The organism is Kitasatospora sp. MMS16-BH015 (assembly GCF_002943525.1).
In the GTDB taxonomy this organism is placed as follows: Bacteria; Actinomycetota; Actinomycetes; order Streptomycetales; family Streptomycetaceae; genus Kitasatospora.
In genome coordinates this window covers 8,508,800-8,525,679 of the sequence record NZ_CP025394.1, presented here as the reverse complement: position 1 = coordinate 8,525,679, position 16,880 = coordinate 8,508,800, and the positions used below count along the sequence as shown (strand labels likewise).

The window sequence follows — 16,880 nt, the reverse complement described above, 5'->3', positions numbered from 1 at the left end:
CCGCGCGGCCCCACCCGGCCGGGGTGGGTCAGTACTGGCGGTTCGGCAGGGCCGCGGTGGCCTGCTCGGGCGTGAAGGTGCCCTCGGTGGTCTTGATCCGCCGCTCCACCTGCTCACCCGCCTTGACCTTCTTGGCCAGGTCCATCAGCTGGTCGCCGAGGAGCGGGTTGCACTCCACGTCGTAGTTGATCTTGCCCTGGCTCATCGCGGTGAACGCGTCCTTCACGCCGTCCACCGAGACGATCTTGATGTCGGTACCGGGCTTCTTGCCGGCCTCCTCGATCGCCTGGATCGCACCCAGCGCCATGTCGTCGTTCTGCGCGAACAGCACGTCGATCTTCGGCTGGGACTTCAGGAAGGCCTGCATGACCTCCTTGCCCTTGGCCCGGGTGAAGTCACCGGTCTGCGAGGCGACGATCTTGAACCGCGGGTCGCCCTTGATGGCGTCCGCGAAGCCGGACTTGCGGTCGTTGGCCGGCGCCGAACCGGTGGTGCCCTCCAGCTGGACGATGTTCACCTCGCCGCCGCCCGCCGGGTACTGCTTGACCAGCCAGTCGCCGGCCTTCTTGCCCTCCTCGACGAAGTCGGAGCCGAGGAAGGAGGCGTAGAGCGACTCGTCCTTGGAGTCGACCGCGCGGTCGGTCAGGATGACCGGGATGTGCGCGTCCTTGGCCTCCTTCAGGACGGTGTCCCAACCCGACTCCACCACCGGCGAGAAGGCGATCACGTCGACCTTCTGCTGGATGAAGGAGCGGATGGCCTTGATCTGGTTCTCCTGCTTCTGCTGCGCGTCGGAGAACTTGAGCTCGATGCCGGCCTTCTTCGCCGACTCCTGGACCGACTTGGTGTTGGCGGTGCGCCAGCCGCTCTCCGCGCCGACCTGCGAGAAGCCCATGACGAGCTTGTGGCCGGAGCCCTTGTCGGCCGAGCCTCCGCCACCACCGGAACCACACGCGGTCAGCACGGTGATCATCGCGCCGGCGACCAGGGCCGCCGCAGCTCTCTTGGACATGGGGACTTCCTCTCGGATTCGTCGATCGCACCGACAGCAGCACCAGCCGGGCGTTCACGGGGTGGGGCGAGATCCGGGGCGCTCCATCTCGTCCATGTGAACGCGGTGTGGCGGCGCCGTTTCGCTCGAGAGAAATTGTTAGCGCTCACAATCGGGGCCGACAAGCCCCCTTCCAGCCCGTTACCCAATCTTGACCGGCGCCACCAGTGCCGGACTTCGGGCCTGAGCCACCCGATCTGACCGCCCGCCGAGGCCGACCCGTCGCGCCCCTTCCGGCTCCTCCGTCCACCACCGGACTGCCGCCCGCCCCACTCCACCACTCCGCCACCCCGGTGGCAGCCGGCTTCCGCAGTCGCAGCTCACCGCACCGTCAATCGGACCGACGGCCGGTGCACTTGGCCACCCGCGACTCGCCCACGACTCGCGGCCGGAATCGCGGGCGCACCTTGACAGCCCGTCACCGACGGCGCCTACCTCCGGGCCGTGATCGACCGTGCGCCGCCCTGTTAGCGCTAACACGTGCCGCACTCGACCGCATCACCCTGGCCGCCGCCCACGGCTGATCGTGCCGGCCTCGGGGGCGCGGTGTGGCTGGGCTTCCCCCGAGGCGGTGGCGCGGGCGGCGCCGGGTCAGCTGAACTGGAAGAGGGCGGGACGGGCTGCCCGGTCGCCGTACCGGTGGTGCAGTCGATCTGCTGGGCGGTCGGTTGGCCCGGGCCCAGCATGTTCAGGCCGTGGTTGCCGCCGAGGCTGAACTTCATTGGGATCGACCGGCCGGCGTGGGCCTTGTTGACGGTGGGCGAGTTGCCGACCGGGGCGTCGAAGCCGAAGAAGGCGTAGGCGTAGGTGTACTGGTCGGCGGCGGAGGCGGTGCTGGTGCCGCCCGGCGTGGTGACGGTGACGTCGACGGCGCCGACCGCGGTCGAGGCCGGGGCGGTGGCCGTGACGGTGAAGTCGTTGACCACGGTGACCCCGGTGGCGGGCGCGCCGCCGAACATGACCGCGCGGGTTGCGCCGACGCCGGCGGGACGACCGCTCCCACGGCGCCGAGCGCCCCGACCGCCAGGGCGGCCGTTGTCCTGCGGCGCAGCCGCCGCAGGCGTCCGGACGGGGTGGTGCTGCCGCGATCGACCAATGCCATGTACTCGACCTCCTGTCCTGTCCCCGATCACCGGCACCAGGGCGCACTGGCACATGCCAGGTGCACGCTCCAGGCGCACTGACACCCCGCCGCGCCCCTTGCCGACGCCGCACTCCGGGCGGAATCCGGCGGGCAGAGCGTCGCCGTGAGCTCCGTTCGCTCCGGCCTTCACGGCGCACACCACGTCGATCCGAGCGCCCCCGGCGAACACGGCGCGCCCTACCGGCGCCCACGGGTAGCGGAAATGATGAGCGCACCGCACACGACCCAGACGATCCGCGCCCCTGTGCCTCGGCCAGGCGGGCCTGCGGCGGAAGGAGCTCACGGTGTTGCTTCTCATCTCCCCGGACAGCGTCGAGGAGGCCCTCGACTGCGCGAAGGCAGCGGAGCACCTGGACATCGTCGACGTCAAGAAGCCGGACGAGGGCTCGCTCGGCGCCAACTTCCCCTGGGTCATCAGGGAGATCCGCGACGCGGTGCCGGCGGACAAGCCGGTGTCCGCCACCGTGGGGGACGTCCCGTACAAGCCCGGCACGGTGGCGCAGGCCGCGCTCGGCGCCGTCGTCTCCGGCGCGACGTACATCAAGGTCGGCCTCTACGGGTGCACGACGCCCGATCAGGGCATCGAGGTCATGCGCGCGGTCGTCCGGGCGGTGAAGGACCACCGCCCCGACGCCCTGGTCGTGGCCTCCGGCTACGCCGACGCCCACCGCATCGGCTGCGTCAACCCGCTCGCCCTGCCCGACATCGCCACCCGCTCCGGCGCCGACGCGGCCATGCTTGACACGGCCATCAAGGACGGGACCCGGCTGTTCGACCACGTTCCGCCGGAGGTCTGTGCCGAGTTCGTCCGGCGGGCCCACGCCGCCGGCCTGCTCGCGGCCCTCGCGGGCAGCGTCAGGCAGGCCGATCTCGGCCCGCTGACCCGCATGGGCACGGACATCGTGGGCGTGCGGGGAGCGGTCTGCGAGGGCGGCGACCGCAACGCCGGGCGGATCCGGCCGCACCTGGTGACCGCCTTCCGGGCGGAGATGGACCGGCAGGCGCGCGAGGCGGCCGTCGGCGTCTCCGCCGTGAAGTGACCTCCGGCATGCCGATGCCCGAGACCGACCACGTGCCCGGTGACCGGGCCGGCCGCCTCCCCGTCGTCGACCCCGCCACCGGGGAGTCCTTCGACGAGGCTCCCGACCAGCAGCCGGGCGAGCTGGACGAGGTGGTCGCCCGCGCCCAGCGCGCCTGGCCCGGCTGGCGGGCCGACCCGGCCGCCCGTACCGCCGCGCTGCGCAGCGCCGCCGAAGCCGTGGAGACGGCCGGCGAGGACCTCGCCCGGCTGCTCACCCGGGAACAGGGCAAGCCGCTGGCCGAGTCGCACGCGGAGGTCGCCCGTACGGCGGCCCGCCTGCGCTACTTCGCCGACCTGGCCCCCCGGACCCGCCGGATCGAGGACGGTCGGCCCGTGCACAGCGAGATCCGCTGGCGCCCGCTCGGGCCCGTTGCCGCGATCGTGCCGTGGAACTTCCCCCTCCAGCTCGCGGCGGCGAAGTTCGCGCCCGCGCTGGCGGCGGGCAACACCATGGTCCTCAAACCGTCGCCGTTCACGCCGCTCGCCACCCGCCTGCTCGGCTCCGTCCTCGCCACCGCCCTGCCCGAGGACGTCCTGACCGTCGTCACCGGCCGCGAACCCCTCGGGGCCCGCCTCGCCTCCCATCCGGGCATCCGGCACGTCACCTTCACCGGTTCGGTGCCCACCGGGCGGGCCGTCGCCGCTGCGGCGGCGGCCTCGCTCGCCCGGGTCACCCTGGAGCTGGGCGGCAACGACGCCGCCGTCCTGCTCGACGACGTCGAGGTGGACCGGATCGCGGACCGGCTGTTCTGGGCGGCGTTCCGCAACTGCGGGCAGGTCTGCATGGCGGTCAAACGCGTCTACGTCCCGGCCCGGCTCCACGCCGAGGTCGTCGAGGCCCTCGCCCAGCGCGCCAAAACCGTCGCCGTCGGGCCCGGCCTCGACCCCGAAACCCGGCTGGGGCCGCTCAACAACGCCGCGCAGCTGGCCCGGGTCGAGCAGGTCACGGCGCAGGCCCTGGCCGGCGGCGCCCGGGCGGCGGCCGGTGGCCACCGGCTGGACGGGCCGGGGTACTTCTTCGCTCCCACCATCCTGACCGACCTCCCGCCCGGCAGTGCGGTGGTGACCGAGGAGCAGTTCGGACCGGTCCTCCCGGTGCTGCCGTACCGGAGCGTCGACGACGCCGTCGACGCGGCCAACGGCACCGGCTTCGGGCTGGGCGGCTCCGTCTGGGGCACCGATCTCGACCGGGCCGAGGCGGTGGCCGACCGGCTCGAATGCGGCACGGCCTGGATCAACCACCACGCCGAACTCTCCCTCGCCCAGCCCTTCGCCGGCGTCAAGGACAGCGGGGTCGGCGTCGCGGGCGGACCGTGGGGGCTCTACGGCAACCTGCGGCCGTTCGTCGTCCACCGCCCGCAGGAGGCGTGACGATGAAGTTCCAGGCGGCCGTACTGCGCTCGTCCGAGAGCCCGTTCACGGTCGAGGAGGTGCACCTGCCACCGGAGCCGGCCGCCGGCGAGATCCTGGTCGAGATCGCCGGCTCCGGGATGTGCCGGACCGATCTCGCGGTCCGGCGATCCGCCGGCCGCAGCCCGCTGCCTGCCGTCCTCGGCCACGAGGGCGCCGGGGTCGTGGTGCGCACGGGCGGCGGCCCGGACGCTGCGATCGACGTGGGTGACCACGTCGTGCTGAGCTTCGACTCCTGCGGACACTGCCGGAGTTGCCGCGGCGCGGCCCCCGCCTACTGCGACTCCTTCGCCTCCCTCAACCTCTACGGGGGACGCGAGGAGGAACCGCCGCGGCTCACCGACGCGGCCGGGAAGGCACTGGCCCCCCGCTGGTTCGGCCAGTCCTCGTTCGCCGAGTACGCGCTCGTCCCGGCCCGCAACGCCGTCCGGGTCGACCCCGCACTGCCGCTCGAACTGCTCGGGCCCCTCGGCTGCGGCTTCCTCACCGGCGCCGGAGCCGTGCTGAACACCTTCGGTGCGGGCCCCGGCGACACCCTGACCGTCCTCGGTGCCGGAGCCGTGGGCCTGGCCGCGGTGATGGCGGCCACCGCCGCCGGCGTCCGGACCGTGGCCGTCGACCGGCATCCGGGGCGGCTCGCCCTGGCCGAACGGTTCGGCGCGCTCCCCCTGCCGGCCGAGGCGCCCGGTCTGCGGACACGGATCCGTCGGCTCACCGACGGCGGCGCGCAGTACGCCTTGGACACCACCGCCTCGGCCCGGCTCGTCAACGACGCGCTCCACGCGCTGCGCCCCACCGGCTGCCTCGGCCTGGTGGCACGCCTGCACACCGCCCTGCCGCTCGAACCGGGCACGCTCGACCGGGGCCGCAGCATCCGCCACATCTGCGAAGGGGACGCCGTACCCGGGCTGCTGATACCCAGGCTGACCGGGCTGTGGCAGGCCGGTCGCTTCCCGTTCGACGAGCTGATCCGCACCTACCCGCTGGCCGACATCAACGAGGCCGAACGCGACTGCGACGCGGGCCGCGTGGTGAAGCCCGTCCTGCTACCGGAGCGGACCACCCGATGAACGAGGCACGCGACACCGACGGAGGAAACATGGCTCGCACAGCGCCGCAGCAGCAGCCAGAGGCGGAAGGCGTGGACGGCGGGGTGGGCCTGACCGCCCTCCTGGTCGCCGCGGCACGGGCGATCGAGACCCACCGCCACGACAGCCTGGCCCAGGACGTCTACGCCCAGCACTTCGTGCACGCCGCCCCGGCCTGCACGGACTGGCCGGTACGGATCGAGCAGGTCCCGGGCGGGGACGACAACCCGCTGTGGGGGCGGTTCGCCCGCTACTTCGGCCTGCGGACCAGGGTCCTCGACGACTTCCTCCTCCGGTCGACCGGCACCGAGCCCCGGTCGACCGGCACCGAGGCCCGCCAAGTGGTGCTGCTGGGCGCGGGGTTGGACACGCGCGCCTTCCGGTTGGACTGGCCGTCCGACGTGACGGTCTTCGAGATCGACCGGGCCGGCGTGCTGGCCTTCAAGCAGCGGGTGCTGACCGACCTGGCGGCCGCCCCGAAGGTGAAGCGCGTCCCCGTACCGGTGGACCTGCGCGCGGACTGGGTCGGCGCGCTGACCGCCGCCGGCTTCGACCCGGCCGCGCCGAGCGTCTGGCTGGCCGAGGGGCTCCTCTTTTACCTGCCGGGCCCCGCCGAGACGCGCCTCATCGACACGGTGGACCGGCTCACCACCGCAGGCAGCGCTCTGGCCTTCGAGGCCAAGCTGGAGAAGGACCTGCTGGCGTACCGCGACAGCGCGATCTACACGGCGACGCGGGAGCAGATCGGTATCGACCTGCTCCGCCTCTTCGATCCCGGTCCACGTCCCGACTCCGCGGGCGACCTGACGGCCAAGGGCTGGTCGACCTCGATCCACACGCCGTTCGAGTTCACCCGGCGGCACCGGCGCGGCCCCCTCCCCGAACCGAACGACGCGCTGGAGGGCAACCGGTGGGTGTTCGCCCACAAGCCCCGGCCGTGACGCCCCGGTGCACCCGCACCGGGGTGCAGCCCCAGCGCACCTTGGGCAGCTCCCCTACTGACCAGCCCTGTTCGCACTGACCGACAGCACCCACCGACCAGTCCGGCCGACCAGGGGGCCCGGGCGCCGAGCCCGGGTCGGCGGCGGCGCAGCGCTGCCCCGACGGTCGGCCGGCCATCCGGAGCCGCAATTGTTAACGCACACATCAATCATGACCAGGTACTCTGTAGCACCGGCGCGCGATGATCTCGCCGCCCTCCCGGGCACCCGCACGGGGCGAACCGGCGGGCCCCAGGCGTCCGCTGCCGGCGAGGAGGGCAAGTGGAGACCGAAACGGCCGAGGCCCGGCAGCCGGTGATGGCGGACGTGGCGAAACTGGCGGGCGTGTCCCATCAGACGGTGTCCCGGGTACTCAACGGCGCCCCGCACGTGCGGCCGGACACCCGCGAGCGGGTGCTGGCCGCCATCCGGGAGCTGGACTACCGGCCCAACTCCGCCGCCCGCGCGCTGGTCACCCGCCGCTCCCAGACCCTCGGCGTGGTGAGCTTCGACTCCACCCTCTACGGCCCCGCCTCGATGCTCGACGGCATCGAGCGGGCCGCCCGCAGCGCCGGATACTTCGTCAGCGTCGCCAGCCTGCGCTCTCTGGACAGCCGCTCGCTCCAGGAGGCCGTCGACCGGCTGCGCGACCAGGGCGTGGAAGGGGTCGTGGTGATCGCGCCGCAGACCTCCGCCGTCAGCGCCGTCGGCCGGCTCTCCAGCTCGATCCCGGTGGTCGCGGTCGGCTCCGGCACCCGCTCCACCATTCCGATGGTCTCGGTCGACAACCGCTCCGGCGCCGACGCCGCCACCCGGCAGCTGCTCGACCTCGGCCACCGCACCGTCCACCACCTGGCCGGACCGGCCGGCTGGCTGGAGAGCCAGGACCGCCGGGAGGGTTGGCAGCGCGCCCTGAAGGCCGCCGGGGCCTGGATCCCGCCCGTCGAGCTCGGCGACTGGACCGCCCGGTCCGGCTACGAGGCAGGGCAGCGGATCGCCCGACTCGAGGAGGTCACCGCCGTCTTCTGCGCCAACGATCACATGGCCCTCGGCCTGCTGCGCGCGCTCCACGAGGCCGGCCGCTCGGTGCCCGGCGACATCAGCGTGGCCGGCTTCGACGACATCCCCGAGGCCGCCTACTTCATCCCGCCGCTCACCACCGTCCGCCAGGACTTCGGCGAGCTCGGCCGACGCGCCCTCGAACTGCTGGTGGCCGAGCTCGGCGGCACCGCCCACCCCGCCACCCGGGTCCAGATCGCCCCCGAGCTGGTGCTGCGCCGCAGCACCGCGCCCGCCCGCCGAGGCTGACGCCGCCGGCCGCCGCGCCGGGGCCACCCTCCGAGCTCGCCGCACTGGGGTCACCCTTCGAGCTCGCCGGCCGCCGCGCCGGGGTCACCCTCCGAGCTCGCCGGCCGCCGGTCGACCCGCTCCGCGGCCCAGGTTCTCTGACGAGACGTCACCTGTTGCTCGTTCACCGCATCTTGACGCACCCGTCGTCCTGCTGGCTTCATGGGACCAAGTGGGAGCGCTCCCAGATGTCTTCGGGGCTCCCGCCTTCCCCTCCCCCGTGCAGGAAGGCCCACCCATGCCTCCCGTCCCCTCCGGCCGCGGGCTGCCGCACCGCGCGGCCGCCGTGCTGACCGGCCTGGCCCTGGCCGCCGGCGGGGTGACCGCCGCCGCGTTCACCCCGGCCACCGCCATCGCCGCCACCGCCGCCACCTCGGGCGCCGTCGGCTCCGCCGCCGACGTCCCGGTCCGGGTGAACCAGCTCGGCTACCTCCCCGACGGCCCCAAGCGGGCCACCGTGGTCAGCACCGCCACCACCCCGCTCACCTGGCAGCTGCGCGACGCAGCCGGCACCCAGGTCGCCACCGGCACCACCACCGTGCACGGCGCCGACCCGGCCTCCGGCCAGTCCACCCACCTGGTCGACTTCGGCGCGTACACCGGCACCGGCTCCGGCTACACCCTGGCCGTGAACGGCCAGGCCAGCCACCCCTTCGACATCTCGCCCGCGCTCTACGACGGGCTGCGCGCGGACAGCATGTCGTTCTTCTACCAGCAGCGCAGCGGCATCCCGATCGACGCCGCCCTGGCCGGCAGCGCGTACGCCCGCCCGGCCGGCCACCTGGGGGTGGCGCCGAACAAGGGTGACACCAGCGTGCCCTGCCAGGCCGGGGTCTGCGACTACCGGCTGGACGTGCGCGGCGGCTGGTACGACGCGGGCGACCAGGGCAAGTACGTGGTCAACGGCGGCATCGCCACCTGGGAGCTGGTCAACTCCTTCGAGCGGGCGCACCGTTCGGGCGGCGACGCGGCCGTCGGCGACAGCACGCTGCGCGTACCCGAGCGCGGCAACGGGGTGCCGGACGTGCTCGACGAGGCCCGTTGGGAGCTGGAGTTCCTGCTGCGGATGCAGGTGCCGGCGGGCCAGCCGCTGGCCGGGATGGCCTTCCACAAGATCCACGACGCGCAGTGGACCGGGCTGCCGACCCGGCCCGACCTCGACGACCAGCAGCGCGAGCTGCACAAGCCCTCGACCGCCGCCACGCTCAACCTGGCCGCCACCGCCGCCCAGTGCGCCCGGGTGTACGCGCCGTACGACGCCGCCTTCGCCGCCCGCTGCCTGGACGCGGCCCGCCGCGCCTGGACGGCGGCCAAGGCCAACCCGAACCTGCTCGCCCCGGCGAGCGACAGCACCGGCGGCGGCGCCTACGAGGACTCCGACGTCTCCGACGAGTTCTACTGGGCGGCAGCCGAACTCCTCGCCACCACCGGCGAGTCGCAGTACCGGGACGCGGTCACCTCCTCGCCGCACCACACCGAGCCGGCCGACGCCTTCTACTGGGGCGGCACGGCCACCCTCGGCCGGATCACCCTGGCCACCGTGCCCGGGGTGGCCCTGCCCGCCACCGACCTGACCCGGCTGCGGGGCCTGCTGACCTCGGCCGCCGACGGCTACCTGGCCACCATGGCCGGGCAGGGCTACGCGGTGCCGCTCCCCGCCGACGGCTACGTCTGGGGGTCCAACGGCGCGGTGGCGAACAACGCGATGGTGCTGGCCGTGGCCTACGAGCTGACCGGCGCCCAGCGCTACCGGGCGGGTGCGCTGGAGACCATGGACTACCTGCTGGGCCGCAACGCCCTGGACCGCTCCTACGTCTCCGGCTACGGCGCGCGGGCCTCGGAGAACGAGCACCACCGGTTCTGGGCGCACGAGAACGACCCCTCCCTGCCGCACCCGCCGGCCGGCGCCTTCGCGGGCGGCCCGGACGCGGGCCTGGAGGACCCGGTGGCCAAGGCCCAACTGACCGGCTGCGCACCGGCAGCCTGCTACGTGGACGACATCGGCTCGTACTCGACCAACGAGGTGGCGATCAACTGGAACGCCTCGCTGGCCTGGCTCGCGGCCTTCGCCGCCGAGCGGCGGCCCGCACCGGCCACCCCCGCCGTCCAGGTCACCCCGGCGTCGGTGACCGTCCCCGAGGGCGGCTCCGCCACGGTGGCGGCACGGCTCTCGGCCGCGCCCACCCAGAACGTCACCCTGACCGTCACCCGGGTCTCGGGGGACACCGACCTGTCGGCGACCACCTCCTCGCTGCTCTTCACCCCGGCCAACTGGGCCACCCCGCAGCAGATTTCACTCGCGGCGGCGCAGGACGCCGACAGCGTGGCGGGCAGCGCGGTGTTCTCGGTCGCGGGCCCGGGCGTGCAGGCGGGCGGCTTCACCGCGACCGAGGCGGACGACGACCCGGTGCCCCCGGCGGCCTCCTGCTCGGTGGCGTACCGGGTCGACAACGCGTGGAGCAACGGGTTCACCGCCACCGTGACGGTGAAGAACACCGGCACGTCCACCGTCTCCGGCTGGACGCTCGGCTGGAGCTTCGCCGGTGACCAGCGGATCTCCAACGCCTGGAACGCCACGGTGACCCAGTCGGGCGCCACCGTGACCGCCCGGGACGCCGGCTGGAACGGCACCCTCGCCCCCGGCGCGAGTGCGAGCCTCGGCTTCCAGGCAACGTACTCCGGCAGCAACCCGGCCCCGGCCAAGTTCACCCTGAACGGCGCCGACTGCGCCTGAGCACTGCACGCGATCCGTCGGCCGCAGCACCGTCACGGTGCTGCGGCCGACCTGCGTTCGGCCGGTCGGCGCCAACTCCCCTCGTCTGCAAGACCATTGACGCCAGTGGATTCCTGGGGCTAGCTTTCCCGAAGTTCGGCAACATTCTCGAAACTTTCGGGCTGCCGAGCCCCCACCCCACCCGTGATCCAAGGAGTACGCCGTGAAGCTACGCCGTCAGCTCGCCACCGCCGCCGGCATCGCCGCCGTCCTCATGCTCGCCCCGTCCGCCGCCGCGTCCGCCCCGTCCGCAGCCGGGTCCGCAGCCGGGTCCGCCGCCGCGGACGCCGGTTACCGGGCGCCGAGCGACTCCCTGCGGGCGCTGGGAGCGAAGCAGGGCCTGCGCATCGGCACCGCCGTCGACATGGCCCTGCTGGGGTCCGACCAGGCGTACACCCGGATCGCCGCCGACCAGTTCTCCGTCGTCACCCCGGAGAACGTCATGAAGTGGGAGGCGGTGGAGCCCACTCGGGGCAGCTACGACTGGAAGGCCGCGGACCAGCTGGTGCGGTTCGCCCGGCAGCACGGGCAGGAGGTCCGCGGCCACACCCTGCTGTGGCACAACCAGCTGCCGGCCTGGCTCACCACCGGGGTGAGCGACGGCTCCATCACCGACGCGCAGCTGCGCGAGATCCTGCACCGGCACATCACCGAGGAGGTCGGCCACTTCCGCGGCAAGATCTGGCAGTGGGACGTGGCCAACGAGGTCTTCTCCAACTCCTGGGACGCCGCCCTGCCCAACGGCCTGAACAGCAAGGACTTCTGGGTCCAGCACCTGGGCGAGGACGTCATCGCCGACGCCTTCCGCTGGGCGCACCAGGCCGACCCGAAGGCGCTGCTGTTCTACAACGACTACAACATCGCCGGCCAGGACGGCACCAACGCCAAGTACCAGGCGGTGCACGACTACGTGGCGAAGCTGCGCGCGCAGGGGGTGCCGATCGACGGCATCGGCGAGCAGGGCCACCTGGACACCCAGTACGGCTTCGACGCCCAGCGCTTCCAGGCCGACCTCCAGGGCTACGGCGACCTGGGGCTGAAGACCGCCGTCACCGAGGCGGACGTGCGCACCTTCGTGAACAACGCGACCGACCAGGTGCCGACCAGCCCGCTCGCCGAGCTCGCCCAGCCGTACGAGTTCTCCGAGATGCTCAAGGGCTGCCAACTCGTCCGGCAGTGCATCTCGTTCACGGCCTGGGGCGTCTACGACGGCGACTCCTGGATCCCGGGCACCTTCGCCGGGGAGGGCTACGGCCTGCTCTACGACGCCAAGTACCAGCCGAAGGCCGCCTACTTCGCGCTCCGGCAGGACCTGGCTTCGGCGGCGGGCCACGGGCGCCACGGCCGGAGCGCCACCGGGCAGGAGTGACCGCGGCCGGGCCCGCGGGGGCGTACCCCTGCGGGCCCGGCGGAGTTCGACTCGGCGAAGCTCGACCAGGCGCGGCTCGACTAGGAGCTGTCCGGCCGATCATGTGACTTTCGCTTGCTCTGGTCGTTGGTTCGGTCATGGGGCGGGGTGATCTGACAGATGCCGAGTGGGAACGGCTGCGGCCGTTCCTGCCGGTCAGCAACAGGCGTTGCGGGCGGTGGCGGGACCACCGGCAGGTGATCGACGGGATTCTGCACCGGGTGCGGACCGGTGTGCACTGGCGTGACCTGCCCGAGCGTTTCGGTCCCTGGAAGACCATCTACGAACGCCACCGACTGTGGTCGGCCGACGGGACCTGGGAGCGCCTGCTCCAGCGGGTCCAGGCCGAGGCGGACGCGAGCGGCGACATCGACTGGGACATCTCGGTCGACTCCACCGTCGTGCGGGCCCACCAGCACGCGGCCGGCGCCCCTACCGACCTGCCGCCAGCCCTCGCCCCAAAGGGGGATGGGCCAGGAGAACACCAGGACGAGACACCGTGGCAGAGCCTCGTCGCCCGTCTGGCGGAGGTGGTGCTGGAGGTGAGGGCCTGGGCCGCTCGCGCGGCGGGTTCACCACCAAGGTCCACCTGAGCGCGGACGGCCGGTGCCGCCCGCTGTCCCTGGTCGTCACCGCGGGGCAGCGGGCTGACTGCACGCAGTTCGAGCCCGTGCTGGAGAGGATCCGCGTCCCGCGGACCGGCCCGGGCAGGCCCCGCAAGACGCCCGACAGCCTGGCCGCCGACAAGGCCTACAGCAACGGGCCGTGCCGCACCTACCTGCGCAGGCGCGGCATCCCGCACACCATCCCGGAGAAGACCGACAGCCGGGCCGCCCGCCTGCGCAAGGGATCACGCGGCGGACGGCCACCGGGCTTCGACGAGGAGCGGTACAAGAAGCGGAACACCGTCGAACGGGCCATCAACAAGCTCAAGCACGCCAGAGCCGTCGCCACCCGATACGACAAACGCGGCTACGTCTACCTCGGCACTGTCACCGCGGCAGCCCTCGTCATCTGGCTCCGAACATGATCGACCGGACAGCCCCTAGGCGGAGTTCAGCTCAGGGTCCACTGCTGGTTGGTGCCGCCGCTGCAGTTCCACAGCTGAACGGGGGTGCCGTCGGCGGTGCCCAGACCGCTCACGTCCAGGCAGAGCCCCGACTGCACTCCGGTGACGGTGCCGTTCGAGTTGAGCTGCCACTGCTGGTTGGCCTGGCCGTTGCAGGACCAGACGATCGCCTTGGTGCCGGCCGTGGTGCCGTGGCCTTCGGCGTCCAGGCAGAGCGTGCTGCCGCCCACGCTCACGGTCAGCTGGTTGGCCGCGGTGTGGGTCCAGGTCTGGTTGGCACCGCCGTTGCAGGCGTAGATCTGCTGCTGGGTGCCCAGCGTGGTGTTGTTCGCATCGGTCAGGCACTTGCCCGCGGCCACCGCGTGCAGCGCACCGGTCGCGCCACCACCGGAGTTCGCCCCGTCCAGGCCCATGAAGCGGATCGCGGTGGCGGCCATCGCGGTGCCCTTGATCGGCAGTTCGTGCCCGGCGCCGGCGATGCTGTACGCCTCGACCTGGGTGGTGCCGGCGCCGTTGTCGTACCGGGTGCGGGTCCAGTTGGCGGCCGGGGTGTCGGTGGCCGACGGGGTCTGGCTGACGCCGAGGACGTCGGTCCACTCCTTGGTCTCCTCGCCGAGGTTGTTGTGGTTCAGGATGGTGTCGGCGGTGCCGTGCCACAGCTGCACGCGCGGACGCGGGCCGGTGTACCCCGGGTCACCCGTGCCCCGCACCAGGTTGCCCCACTGCTGCGGGGTCATCGAGACCTGGCCCTGGGCGCAGGCCGAGTTCCAGCCCCGGACGGTGCCGGTGTAGAAGCAGTGGTACGGCACGCCCATGAACGCCGCGCCCGCCTTGAACACGTCGGGGTAGTCGGCGAGCATCACGTTGGTCATCATGGCGCCCGAGGACTCGCCGGTCACGTACACGGCGTTGACGTTGCCGCCGTAGTGCTGCTCCGCGTAGGTGATCATCGACATCAGCCCGACCGGGTCGCTGCCGCCGCCCCGGGTCAGCGCCTGGCCGGAGGAGACGTCCCAGCAGCTGCCGCTCGGGTTGGTCGAGGGGTAGATCACCAGGAAGCCGTACCGGTCGGCCAGCGAGGCGAAGTCGGTGCTCGAGTACAGGTAGGGACCCGACCCCTGGCAGCCGTGCAGGGCCAGCAGGATCGGCGGGTTGGCCTTGGCGCCGGCCGGCACGTACAGGTTCATCACCAGGCCGGTCGGGTTGGTGCCGAAGTTGCCGATCTGCGTCAGCGAGGCGGCGGCGGCGGGCGAGGCGGCCGGCAGGCTCAGGCCGACCGCCAGGCCGACGGCGGCGGCCAGGCCGAGGAGACGGGATATGAGGCGGGGTGGGCGCACAGGAGCTCTCCGTCCGAGAACGTACAGTCGATCGAAATGTTCCGGCAATCCGACCGAAACATGCCGATGCTGATGTCGATCTAGCTCCGCCGTCAACGCTCCCGCGGCCGTCGGCCCGGCCGAACGCCCGCCACCTGCGGATTCACCCTGCCTGCCGGGGTGAAAGTTTCACGGACCGTCAGTGCGCCGCCAGCACCAGGGCGAGCACGACGAGGGCGGGCACGGTCTGGACGAAGAGGATCTTGCGGGAGGCGGTCACGGCACCGAACAGCCCGGCCACGGCCACGCAGGAGACGAAGAACAGCCGCACCTGGAACCCCACCGGGTCACCGGCGAAGGCGCCCCAGAACAGGCCGGCCGCCAGGAACCCGTTGTACAGGCCCTGGTTGGCGGCCATCGCCTTGGTCGAGAGCGCGAACTCCTCCGTCGTGCCGAAGGAGGCCCTGGCCCGGGGCGTGGTCCAGAGGAAGACCTCCAGGACCAGGATGTAGACGTGCAGGACGGCAAGGGCGAGGACCGCGATCACGGCAGCTGTGGACATGACGCGCATACTACGCAGCCGACGGCCCGACCGAGGCGAGGCCCGGCGCCCCGTCGGGTGGCGAGGTCAGACGCGGTGGGCCGAGGCTGCGAGCCGGTCGGCGAGCGCGGTGACGAGGTCTCGGAGTTCCTCCGGTCGCTCGACCACGAACGGCCGGTCGAGCGAGGCGAGTACCGGAGGCAGCCAGTCGAGCCGCTCCGCCCGCAGTTCGACGCACAGCCAACGCTCGGTGTGCGGATCCGTCCCTGCCTCGGGGGCGAGCTCCGACACGCTCGCCACGCTGGCGGGAAGCCGGGCCCGGATCTGTTCGACCGTCCCGAGGATCCGCAGCGTCACTTCGTGCCGGTACGCGGCCGTGGCGAGCCCTGACAGGACCCGCTCGGCCGGATCGAGTCCGGCGGGGGGCTCGAACGAGCCGGGCAGGGTCCTCGCGTCCGCGATGCGATCGAGCCGGAACGTCCGGTCCTGGCCGACCCCGGGATCGGTGCCCGTGACGTACCACCGGCCCTCATGGGTGACGATCCCGTACGGGTGCAGCGTGCGTTCGCTCCGTCGGCCGTCCCGGGCGGTGTACCTGATCGAGATCGGGCGGCGGTGTCGTACCGCGTCGGAGACGGCGAGCAGCACCCCCGTCTCCGGGGTGGCCGACTCGCCGGGCGCAGCCGTGAAGGCGAGGGATTCCATGACCGCGTCGAGCCGACGGGCCAGCCGCTCGGGCAGCGCCCGGCGGATCTTGGCCGCCGCCGTCTCCCCCGCGGTCTCCGTCGCCGTCAGCAACCCCGCCCTGCGGCCGGCCACGAGTCCGAGCAGCACGGCGAGCGCCTCGTCGTCGTTGAGCATGAGCGGCGGCAGGCGGTATCCGGGGGCGAGCCGGTATCCGCCGTAGCGGCCACGGACCGTCTCGACGGGGATGTCGAGGTCGACCAGGTGCTCCACGTACCGCCGCACGGTGCGCCCGTCGACGCCGAGCCGGTCGGCGAGTTCGGCCGCCGTTCTGATGCCGCCTGACTGCAGGAGTTCCAGGAGGGTGAGCACGCGGCCGGTGGGTCGAGCCATGTCCACGAGCCTAGCGTCGATACCGGACCGATTCTGTCCACTATCTGCTCTAGCGTCCGAGGTGCAACGGCTTCACCCACCTGAGGAGAGCACCATGGACCTGGTTTCGATCCGGATCATCACCGGCGACATCGCACGCCTTGTCGACTTCTACGAGCGAGCCACCGGAGTGCGGGCGGACTGGTCCACCGAGGACTTCGCCGAACTCCGGACCGCCGGCGGCACCCTCGCGATCGGCAGTACCCGCACGGTGGCGCTCTTCGCACCCGGCTCCGCCCGTCCGGCCGACAACCACACCGTGATCATCGAATTCCTCGTCGCCGACGTGGACGGCGTGTACCGGAACCTGGTCGATCTCGTCGCCGACTTCGTGACCGAGCCCACCACGATGCCCTGGGGCAACCGGTCGCTCCTGCTCCGAGACCCCGACGGCAACCTCGTCAACTTCTTCACTCCCGTCACGCCGGCGGCCATCGAGAAGTTCGCTCGCTGACGACGGCGCGGCCGCAGGGGCGGGCCGGCGCGGGGCCGGTCCCGGCACGGCACCCTCCGCAGGGACCGAATCGGGTGGCGGGACGCTCCCCCGCGAAAAATT

At 72.7% G+C, this 16,880-nt stretch carries 14 protein-coding genes; 9 read left to right on the top strand and 5 right to left on the bottom strand.

Features of this window, described 5'->3' with window-relative positions; translation table 11 throughout:
- Positions 1-28: 28 nt before the first annotated feature.
- Together CFP65_RS36695 and CFP65_RS36690 are read right to left on the bottom strand one after the other, a co-directional pair.
- Positions 29-1,012 (bottom strand): ABC transporter substrate-binding protein, encoded by a 984-nt coding sequence (locus CFP65_RS36695; protein WP_104820221.1) that lies wholly within the window; start codon positions 1,010-1,012, stop codon positions 29-31.
- Between the two features lie 512 nt (positions 1,013-1,524).
- Positions 1,525-2,010, bottom strand: coding sequence for a PxKF domain-containing protein (locus CFP65_RS36690; protein ID WP_104820220.1), 486 nt, complete (start codon positions 2,008-2,010; stop codon positions 1,525-1,527).
- A gap of 469 nt (positions 2,011-2,479) precedes the next feature.
- Between CFP65_RS36690 and CFP65_RS36685 the strand changes: the two genes are divergently transcribed.
- The 8 genes from CFP65_RS36685 to CFP65_RS36650 all read left to right on the top strand — a co-directional run bounded on the left by CFP65_RS36685 (position 2,480) and on the right by CFP65_RS36650 (position 13,312).
- A complete protein-coding gene (locus CFP65_RS36685; RefSeq protein ID WP_104820219.1) occupies positions 2,480-3,235 on the top strand; it encodes a (5-formylfuran-3-yl)methyl phosphate synthase in 756 nt (251 codons plus the stop codon).
- 8 nt (positions 3,236-3,243) lie between these two features.
- Positions 3,244-4,647: an aldehyde dehydrogenase family protein gene (locus tag CFP65_RS36680; protein WP_104821388.1), complete on the top strand. Its 1,404-nt coding sequence runs from the start codon at positions 3,244-3,246 to the stop codon at positions 4,645-4,647.
- Positions 4,648-4,649: 2 nt separating this feature from the next.
- A complete protein-coding gene (locus CFP65_RS36675) occupies positions 4,650-5,756 on the top strand; it encodes an NAD(P)-dependent alcohol dehydrogenase (protein WP_104820218.1) in 1,107 nt (368 codons plus the stop codon).
- 29 nt (positions 5,757-5,785) lie between these two features.
- A complete protein-coding gene (locus tag CFP65_RS36670; RefSeq protein WP_104820217.1) occupies positions 5,786-6,715 on the top strand; it encodes a class I SAM-dependent methyltransferase in 930 nt (309 codons plus the stop codon).
- 321 nt (positions 6,716-7,036) lie between these two features.
- Positions 7,037-8,062 (top strand): LacI family DNA-binding transcriptional regulator, encoded by a 1,026-nt coding sequence (locus CFP65_RS36665; RefSeq protein WP_254552759.1) that lies wholly within the window; start codon positions 7,037-7,039, stop codon positions 8,060-8,062.
- 277 nt (positions 8,063-8,339) lie between these two features.
- Positions 8,340-10,835, top strand: coding sequence for a glycoside hydrolase family 9 protein (locus CFP65_RS36660; RefSeq protein WP_104820216.1), 2,496 nt, complete (start codon positions 8,340-8,342; stop codon positions 10,833-10,835).
- 202 nt (positions 10,836-11,037) lie between these two features.
- Positions 11,038-12,243: an endo-1,4-beta-xylanase gene (locus tag CFP65_RS36655; RefSeq protein WP_104820215.1), complete on the top strand. Its 1,206-nt coding sequence runs from the start codon at positions 11,038-11,040 to the stop codon at positions 12,241-12,243.
- Positions 12,244-12,380: 137 nt separating this feature from the next.
- Positions 12,381-13,312, top strand: a protein-coding gene (locus CFP65_RS36650) for an IS5 family transposase (RefSeq protein WP_371682383.1) whose coding sequence is annotated in 2 segments (ribosomal slippage) — positions 12,381-12,816 and positions 12,816-13,312 — 933 coding nt in all. Because the reading frame shifts where the segments join, the coding sequence is not laid out codon by codon here.
- Between the two features lie 26 nt (positions 13,313-13,338).
- On the opposite strand, the gene CFP65_RS36645 is transcribed toward CFP65_RS36650, so the two are convergent.
- From CFP65_RS36645 to CFP65_RS36635, 3 genes are all read right to left on the bottom strand, one after another.
- On the bottom strand, positions 13,339-14,688 hold the full coding sequence (locus CFP65_RS36645) for a PHB depolymerase family esterase (RefSeq protein WP_254552758.1): 1,350 nt from the start codon (positions 14,686-14,688) through the stop codon (positions 13,339-13,341).
- Between the two features lie 178 nt (positions 14,689-14,866).
- Positions 14,867-15,229 carry a DUF1304 domain-containing protein gene (locus CFP65_RS36640; protein ID WP_104820214.1) on the bottom strand — a complete coding sequence of 121 codons (363 nt, stop codon included), beginning with the start codon at positions 15,227-15,229 and terminating at the stop codon, positions 14,867-14,869.
- A 66-nt stretch (positions 15,230-15,295) separates the two neighbouring features.
- A complete protein-coding gene (locus CFP65_RS36635; RefSeq protein ID WP_104821385.1) occupies positions 15,296-16,285 on the bottom strand; it encodes a YafY family protein in 990 nt (329 codons plus the stop codon).
- Between the two features lie 94 nt (positions 16,286-16,379).
- On the opposite strand from CFP65_RS36635, the gene CFP65_RS36630 reads away from it, so the two are divergent.
- Positions 16,380-16,778 (top strand): glyoxalase/bleomycin resistance/extradiol dioxygenase family protein, encoded by a 399-nt coding sequence (locus CFP65_RS36630; RefSeq protein ID WP_104820213.1) that lies wholly within the window; start codon positions 16,380-16,382, stop codon positions 16,776-16,778.
- The last annotated feature ends 102 nt before the right edge of the window (positions 16,779-16,880 follow it).

Coding starts and splice junctions, on each gene's coding strand:
- CFP65_RS36695 (WP_104820221.1), bottom strand. CDS start 1,012: ATGTCCAAGAGAGCTGCGGCGGCCCTGGTCGCCGGCGCGATGATCACC.
- CFP65_RS36690 (WP_104820220.1), bottom strand. CDS start 2,010: ATGTTCGGCGGCGCGCCCGCCACCGGGGTCACCGTGGTCAACGACTTC.
- CFP65_RS36680 (WP_104821388.1), top strand. CDS start 3,244: ATGCCGATGCCCGAGACCGACCACGTGCCCGGTGACCGGGCCGGCCGC.
- CFP65_RS36675 (WP_104820218.1), top strand. CDS start 4,650: ATGAAGTTCCAGGCGGCCGTACTGCGCTCGTCCGAGAGCCCGTTCACG.
- CFP65_RS36670 (WP_104820217.1), top strand. CDS start 5,786: ATGGCTCGCACAGCGCCGCAGCAGCAGCCAGAGGCGGAAGGCGTGGAC.
- CFP65_RS36660 (WP_104820216.1), top strand. CDS start 8,340: ATGCCTCCCGTCCCCTCCGGCCGCGGGCTGCCGCACCGCGCGGCCGCC.
- CFP65_RS36640 (WP_104820214.1), bottom strand. CDS start 15,229: ATGTCCACAGCTGCCGTGATCGCGGTCCTCGCCCTTGCCGTCCTGCAC.
- CFP65_RS36635 (WP_104821385.1), bottom strand. CDS start 16,285: ATGGCTCGACCCACCGGCCGCGTGCTCACCCTCCTGGAACTCCTGCAG.
- CFP65_RS36630 (WP_104820213.1), top strand. CDS start 16,380: ATGGACCTGGTTTCGATCCGGATCATCACCGGCGACATCGCACGCCTT.